Origin of the sequence: Bacillus sp. GMa5/1 (assembly GCF_050172015.1) — a bacterium.
In the GTDB taxonomy this organism is placed as follows: Bacteria; Bacillota; Bacilli; order Bacillales; family Bacillaceae_G; genus Bacillus_A; species Bacillus_A cereus.
On the sequence record NZ_JBNLYC010000187.1, the window covers coordinates 1 to 7,152 of the forward strand.

The following is a 7,152-nucleotide window of genomic DNA, read 5'->3' on the forward strand; positions in this document are numbered from 1 at the left end:
GGAAGTGCAACGATATTGAAGCTAGAGTGGGAGAACGGAAAAACTACAATAAACTATCAACTCGTTTCACTAAAATCAGTAAATTAAAAGGAGTAGAAAAATATGAAGTTATTTCATACAGCGGATTGGCATTTAGGGAAGCTTGTTCATGGCGTGTATATGACTGAAGACCAAAAGATTGTATTAGATCAGTTTGTACAGGCTGTTGAAGAAGAAAAACCAGATGCTGTAATTATTGCAGGGGATTTATATGACCGAGCAATTCCACCTACAGAAGCAGTAGACTTATTAAATGATGTGCTGCAAAAAATAGTTATTGATTTGCAAACACCAGTTATTGCAGTAGCTGGTAATCATGATAGTCCGGATCGTATCCATTTTGGAAGTAGTTTAATGAAAAAACAGGGATTACATATTGCAGGTCAATTTCAATTCCCGTATGAACCTGTCGTACTAAATGATGAATATGGAGAGGTTCACTTCCATCTAATACCGTATGCAGACCCAAGCATAGTAAGGCACGTGTTGAAAAATGAAGACGTACGTTCTCATGATGATGCGATGCGCATTTTTATGAATGAGCTCTCTGAAACGATGGATAAAGAAGCTAGACATGTATTTGTTGGACATGCATTTGTAACTTCTTCAGGAGAAGCGGAGGAGAATACAAGTGATGCAGAAAGACCACTTTCAATTGGTGGTGCTGAATATGTAAATAGTCATTATTTTGATAAGTTTCATTACACAGCGCTTGGACATTTACATCAAGCGCATTTCGTACGTAATGAGACGATTCGATATTCAGGTTCACCACTTGCCTATTCAATTTCTGAAGAGAAACATAAAAAAGGTTATTACATTGTAGAACTGAATGAAACTGGTGAAGTAGCAATTGAAAAAAGGTTACTTTCACCACGTCGTAAAATGCGAACAGTAGAAGCGAAAATAGATGAATTATTACAGCACCCAGTAAGTGAAGATTACGTATTTGTAAAATTATTAGACGAAAACCCTGTCTTACAGCCAATGGAGAAAATACGATCTGTATATCCAAATGCAATGCACGTTGAAAGAGCGATGCAAAGACGAGAACTCACAGATACAAATGAAGTAACTGTTTCAAGACATAAAACGGATGATTTATCTCTTTTAAAGGCTTTCTATAAAGAAATGAAGGGGTTAGATTTATCAGAAGAGAAAGAACGCCTATTTATAGAGGTATTACAAACAGTGCAAGAACGGGAAGGTGAACGAGGATGAGACCGATTCAGCTTATTATGACAGCATTCGGGCCATATAAACAGAAAGAAATAATCGATTTTGAAGATCTTGGAGAACATCGTATTTTCGCTATTTCTGGGAATACAGGAGCTGGAAAAACAACGATTTTTGATGCGATTTGTTATGTGTTATATGGTGAGGCTAGTGGAGAAGAACGTAGTGATACGAGCATGCTTCGAAGTCAATTTGCTGATGATAATGTTTATACAAGTGTTGAATTAACCTTTCAGTTAAAAGGGAAACGCTATGAAATAAAACGACAACTTGGACATAAAAAACAAGGGAATAAGACTATTACAGGACATGCAGTAGAATTATATGAAGTTATTGATGGAGAAAACGTTCCAGCCGTCGATCGTTTTCATGTAACAGACGTAAACAAAAAAGTGGAAGATTTAATTGGGTTAAGTAAACATCAATTTAGCCAAATTGTTATGTTACCCCAAGGGGAATTCCGAAAACTATTAACATCTGAGACGGAAAACAAAGAAGAGATTTTACGTCGTATTTTTAAAACGGATCGTTATAAATTAATGCGTGAGTTACTTGATCAAAAGAGAAAACAATGGAAAGACGTCTTACAAGAAAAACAAAAAGAGAGAGAGCTCTATTTCCGTAATGTTTTTAAATTACCAATCCGTGATGGAGCATTATTAGAGACATTAGTGGCACAAGAACATGTAAATACGCATCAAGTAGTAGAAGCGTTAGAACAAGAAACAACCGTGTATAAGGCAGAGGTTGAGCAATTACAAGTAGAACAAGATGTTCAAACGAAGCAATTAAAGGATGCAGAAACACGTTTTCATGCAGCAAAATCTGTAAATGAGAAATTTATAGATTTACAACAAAAGAATGAGAAATATAACACTTTACAAGAGAACCGTGCAGCAATTGAAAGGAAAGAAAAATTCTTTAAACGTGCGGAACAAGCAAAGCACTTATTACCATTTGAACAATGGTATGAAGAAGCGATGGAAAATGAGCAGAAAGCTGAAAGTTTGTTAAAACAGATAATCGTCAAACAAGAACAGATAATGAATAGCTTTGAACTTGCTCAGGAGAAGTATGAAGTAGTAAAGAATAAAGAAGCTGAACGAGAAGAGGCTAAAAAACTTGTTCAAAGATTAAAAGAGTTACAAGCGATTATTGAATCATTAGCTGAGAGAAAGCTGAATTTACAAAATGCCGAAATTCAAATAGGGAAATTAAAAGAAAGTATGCAAAAGTTAGATCAACAACTAGAAGAGCATACAAACCAAAAACAGAGAATGTCTGATGAATTGCAGCAATTAGAACAAGCACTTGAGCAATATGTAGCTAAAGTGGAAGAACTAACGAATATGCGAGAAGATGCAAAAGTTTTAAAACAAGCATATGATGTTTGGCAAGAAAAACAAAAATTCGAGCAAGAAAAAGAAGTGGCAAATAATAAAATGCAAGTGGCAGTTCGTGCATATGAAAACATGGAGCGCCGCTGGTTAAGTGAACAAGCTGGTATATTAGCTCTTCATTTACATGACGGTGAATCTTGTCCGGTATGTGGTAGTACGAGTCATCCACAAAAAGCTACAGAGCAAAGTAATGCGATCGATGAAAAAGAGTTAAACGATTTAAGAGATAAGAAGAACATTGCTGAAAAATTCCATGTGCAAGTAGAGGAGAAATGGAATTTCTATCGACTACAATATGAACAAGTGATAGAAGAAGTTGTGAAGCGCGGCTACAATTCGGAAAAATTAGCTGAAACATATAGTGCACTTGTTCAAAAAGGAAAACAATTAGCTGCAGATGTTAATACGTTAAAAGCAAGTGAAGAAACACGTAAGCAGATTGCTGCGAACATGAAAAGCGTAGAAGAAAAAATAGAAGAACTTCAGAAACAAAAACGAGAATTGGAAACAATGCAGCACCGTACAGAAATGGAGTGTATGCAACTTCGTACGTCATATGAACATGATAAACGAAATATTCCAGAAAACTTACAAACAGTACAAGCTTGGAAAGCACAGTTTGACCAAGCTATGCAGGAACTTAGGTTAATGGAGGACGAATGGAAGAAAGTGCAGGAAGCGTATCAGCATTGGCAAAATGAAAATATACGTATTCAAGCAGAACAAAAAGGTGCTTCTAATCAATTTGAAAGTGCAAAATTAAAGAAAGAAGAGACTTTCGCACGCTTTATGAAAGAGCTAGAACAAAGCGGGTTTACAGATGAATTCACGTATAAAAAAGCCAAATTAAGCGATCCCGAGATGGAGATGTTACAAAAAGAAATTCAAGGTTATTATTCATCGCTTGAAGTGCTTGCAAAACAAATTGAAGAGTTAAACTCAGAATTAAAAGATAAAGAGTATATGGATATTACATCTTTAGGTGAACACATAAAAGAACTAGAAATTAATCTCGATATCATTAAAGAAAAACGTCAACGTGCGCAAAATGCGGTAACATATATTTCTGATTTACATGAAAACATTAGACGTATTGACGAACAAATTCACGAGGAAGAAAAAGCCTTCCAAGAACTTGTTGATTTATATGAAGTAATGAAAGGTGATAACGAAAGTCGTATATCATTTGAACGTTACATCTTAATTGAGTATTTAGAACAAATTGTTCAAATCGCAAACGAACGACTACGTAAATTATCAAATGGACAATTTTATTTAAAACGAAGTGAGCGAGTTGAAAAAAGAAACCGTCAAAGTGGATTAGGTTTAGATGTGTACGATGCATACACTGGCCAAACACGCGATGTAAAAACACTATCCGGTGGAGAGAAATTTAACGCATCACTTTGCCTAGCGCTAGGAATGGCAGATGTCATTCAAGCATATGAAGGCGGTATTTCCATCGAAACGATGTTCATCGATGAAGGGTTCGGTTCATTAGATGAAGAATCGTTAACGAAAGCGGTAGATGCCTTAATTGACTTACAAAAATCAGGCCGATTTATCGGTGTCATCTCACACGTTCAAGAGCTGAAAAACGCAATGCCAGCTGTATTAGAAGTAACGAAGCAGAAGGATGGGTGTAGTCAGACTAGGTTTGTGGTGAAGTAAGCTCAGAAAATGGAGTAGGGAATCTACCGATACTTTTAGTGTCATATGTATGAATAATAAAACGTCGTCTCTTCATATTGGAGGCGACGTTTTATTTTATAAAATATCTATGAATTATCTGTAGAAGGCGGCGTATTCTCCAAACGATTATAAGTTTTAAAGGCTGAAATTGCTGAGATAACCCCGCCTACTAAAAATAAAGCGGATCCTCCAACTAAGATGATACGACTGACATATGTTTCCCGTGCTTCTTCGACTTCTTCTTGTAACGCTGTAGGCATATGAATCCCCCCTTTATAAAAGTTGTTTTATAAATAGTATATACAAACGCCTAAAATGTGTTAAAATAACTGATGATTTTATGCAGTGGGTAATTAGATGAGTAGGATGCGAGTGGCTAAGGAAATCTTCATCATAAATTTATGTGAACTTCACATAGAGCACATATTAACATTGTATTATGTATATGTACCAAATAAATAAATAAATAAAGTGAATGTAAGTTCTGTTTTCAAAAATTTAAAATCCTTTTATTTCTATATGAAAGTTTTAATCAAGGGTTTTAAAAAATTTGGAAATAGATCTTATGAATATGGAATTCATATAAAAGGGGAATGTCTTATGACAACATATACGAGTGAAATGAGAAAAACTTTAGTTTCAGAAGAAGATGTAGATATTTTAAAAATTATGGCGCATCCAATCCGACTGCAAATTGTAAATGAATTAAGTACGAGAAAAACTTGTAATGTAACACAATTAACAGAGTTACTGAATATTCCGCAATCTACTGTTTCACAACATTTATCAAAAATGAAGGGTAAAGTGTTACGAGCAGAGAGAAGAGGTTTAGAAATTTATTATCATATTAACAATTTAAAAGCGAGTAAGATTGTTAATGTTTTAGGGTATATAAACTAGTGAAATATTTTTATATAAAATAGCCCCTGCTGTTGAGCAGGGGCTATTTTGTGTTGTTTTATGTATTTGTATTTAAAACTTTATAGTTTTTATGATTTACAATTGTTCGATCAAATTCAAAAGTACCACCGCTTACATTTGTAATTTCAACTAAGACCGATTCAGTATAAAGTTTTAATACAGATCCTGTAATCTTTAAATTATTTCGTTGAAAAAGTATAGTATCCCCTACGTTTGCTTTCATAGTACCTCCTCATTAAAGACAGAAATATTTTTTTATTATATATATTAAACCACGGATAGATATATTAGTGAATATTTAGTTTTATTTATTGGAAAAAAATTTGTGATTTTATAAAAAATAAGGTGGATTGAAGTATAAAAAATTTTTCTATTGTATTTAATCAGTAGTTTTTTGTATTTCATCCTTCGTTTTTTGTAACTGATTCCATGTTTTTGACGCTCTATATTGTAAGTGCTTACATAAACAAAAACATCTTATACAATGAAGGTGTCAAATCAAAAGAGGTGACCAAAATGAACATAAAAAAAGTAAATTTAGCGAATAGCATTGAAATAGAAAGAGGAGGCGGAAAGGTATGAAAAAATCAACTGTTAATCCATGGCTTATTGTCCTTGGCACAGTTATAGTACAAATGGGGCTTGGGACGATATATACATGGAGTTTATTCAATCAGCCTTTAGTTAGTAAATATGGTTGGAGTCTTAACGCTGTTGCGATAACTTTCTCAATTACTAGTCTTTCTTTAGCATTTTCAACTTTATTTGCGAGTAAATTGCAAGAAAAATGGGGACTTCGTAAACTTATTATGATAGCTGGATTAGCATTAGGACTAGGATTAATACTTAGTTCACAAGCATCCTCACTAATATTACTTTATGTACTAGCGGGAGTTGTTGTAGGTTATGCAGATGGTACAGCATATATCACTTCACTATCAAATTTAATAAAGTGGTTTCCAGAGCGTAAAGGTTTAATTGCTGGTATTTCTGTCTCTGCATATGGTTCAGGTAGCTTAATCTTTAAATACGTTAACGCACAGTTGATTGAATCAGTTGGTGTATCCCAAGCATTTATATACTGGGGTTTAATTGTTACAGCTATGATTGTAATTGGTGCTTGTTTAATCCATCAAGCTGCAGATCAAGGAGCAGTTCATGAAACAAAAACTGAGGAATACACAACGAAAGAAATGTTAGGCACAAAACAAGTATACTTATTATTTATCATGTTATTTACATCATGTATGAGTGGCTTATACTTAATTGGTATGGTAAAAGACATTGGTGTTCAACTTGTAGGACTTAGCGCAGCAACAGCAGCTAATGCGGTGGCTATGGTTGCAATCTTCAATACATTAGGTCGTATCATTTTAGGACCGTTATCGGATAAAATTGGGCGTTTAAAAATCGTTACTGGTACTTTTGTTGTTATGGCGAGTTCAGTCTTAGTTCTAAGTTTTGTAGATTTAAATTATGGTATTTACTTCGTATGTGTAGCAAGTGTAGCGTTTTGCTTTGGTGGAAATATCACTATTTTCCCAGCTATTGTTGGTGATTTCTTCGGTATGAAAAACCATAGTAAGAACTACGGAATTGTGTATCAAGGATTTGGATTTGGGGCGCTTGCAGGTTCCTTTATCGGTGCACTTCTAGGTGGATTCAAACCAACGTTCATGGTAATAGGTGTATTATGTGTCGTGTCATTCATTATCGCAATTTTAATTCAAGCACCTAAGCAGAAAAAAGAAAAAGAAGAAGAGTATCGCAGCGTAGCATAAGTATATAAATCTTCTATAACAATATGATTACGAAAAAGCATCCTATTCTATTAATTAGGATGCTTTTTTTATGAGTTATTTTA

Annotated in this window: 7 protein-coding genes; 5 read left to right on the forward strand and 2 right to left on the reverse strand. The window is 34.3% G+C overall.

All coding sequences use genetic code 11. The features are described from left to right. The 3 genes from ACQGSG_RS24710 to ACQGSG_RS24720 form a co-directional block, all read left to right on the forward strand. Window positions 1–87: DUF2584 family protein (locus ACQGSG_RS24710; protein WP_375035938.1), on the forward strand; the 87-nt coding region annotated here is incomplete at its 5' end. 15 nt (window positions 88–102) lie between these two features. Continuing rightward, a complete protein-coding gene (locus tag ACQGSG_RS24715; RefSeq protein ID WP_325842618.1) occupies window positions 103–1,260 on the forward strand; it encodes an exonuclease SbcCD subunit D in 1,158 nt (385 codons plus the stop codon). Next, entirely contained in the window at window positions 1,257–4,346 is a 3,090-nt protein-coding gene (locus ACQGSG_RS24720) for an AAA family ATPase (RefSeq protein WP_097995406.1), read from the forward strand. The genes ACQGSG_RS24715 and ACQGSG_RS24720 overlap by 4 nt, the downstream gene beginning before the upstream one ends. Window positions 4,347–4,453: 107 nt before the next feature. Here ACQGSG_RS24720 and ACQGSG_RS24725 read toward each other — a convergent pair whose 3' ends face one another. Further along, window positions 4,454–4,627 (reverse strand): hypothetical protein, encoded by a 174-nt coding sequence (locus ACQGSG_RS24725; protein ID WP_001141667.1) that lies wholly within the window; start codon window positions 4,625–4,627, stop codon window positions 4,454–4,456. 340 nt (window positions 4,628–4,967) lie between these two features. Here ACQGSG_RS24725 and ACQGSG_RS24730 point away from each other — a divergent pair, with 340 nt between their 5' ends. After that, complete coding sequence (locus ACQGSG_RS24730) at window positions 4,968–5,267, forward strand: ArsR/SmtB family transcription factor (protein ID WP_000214801.1); 300 nt, start codon at window positions 4,968–4,970, stop codon at window positions 5,265–5,267. Window positions 5,268–5,325: 58 nt separating this feature from the next. On the opposite strand, the gene ACQGSG_RS24735 is transcribed toward ACQGSG_RS24730, so the two are convergent. After that, window positions 5,326–5,511, reverse strand: a complete 186-nt coding sequence (locus ACQGSG_RS24735; RefSeq protein WP_000646793.1) for a YkvS family protein — start codon at window positions 5,509–5,511, stop codon at window positions 5,326–5,328. Window positions 5,512–5,866: 355 nt separating this feature from the next. Here ACQGSG_RS24735 and ACQGSG_RS24740 point away from each other — a divergent pair, with 355 nt between their 5' ends. Then, on the forward strand, window positions 5,867–7,069 hold the full coding sequence (locus tag ACQGSG_RS24740) for an L-lactate MFS transporter (protein WP_325842617.1): 1,203 nt from the start codon (window positions 5,867–5,869) through the stop codon (window positions 7,067–7,069). The last annotated feature ends 83 nt before the right edge of the window (window positions 7,070–7,152 follow it).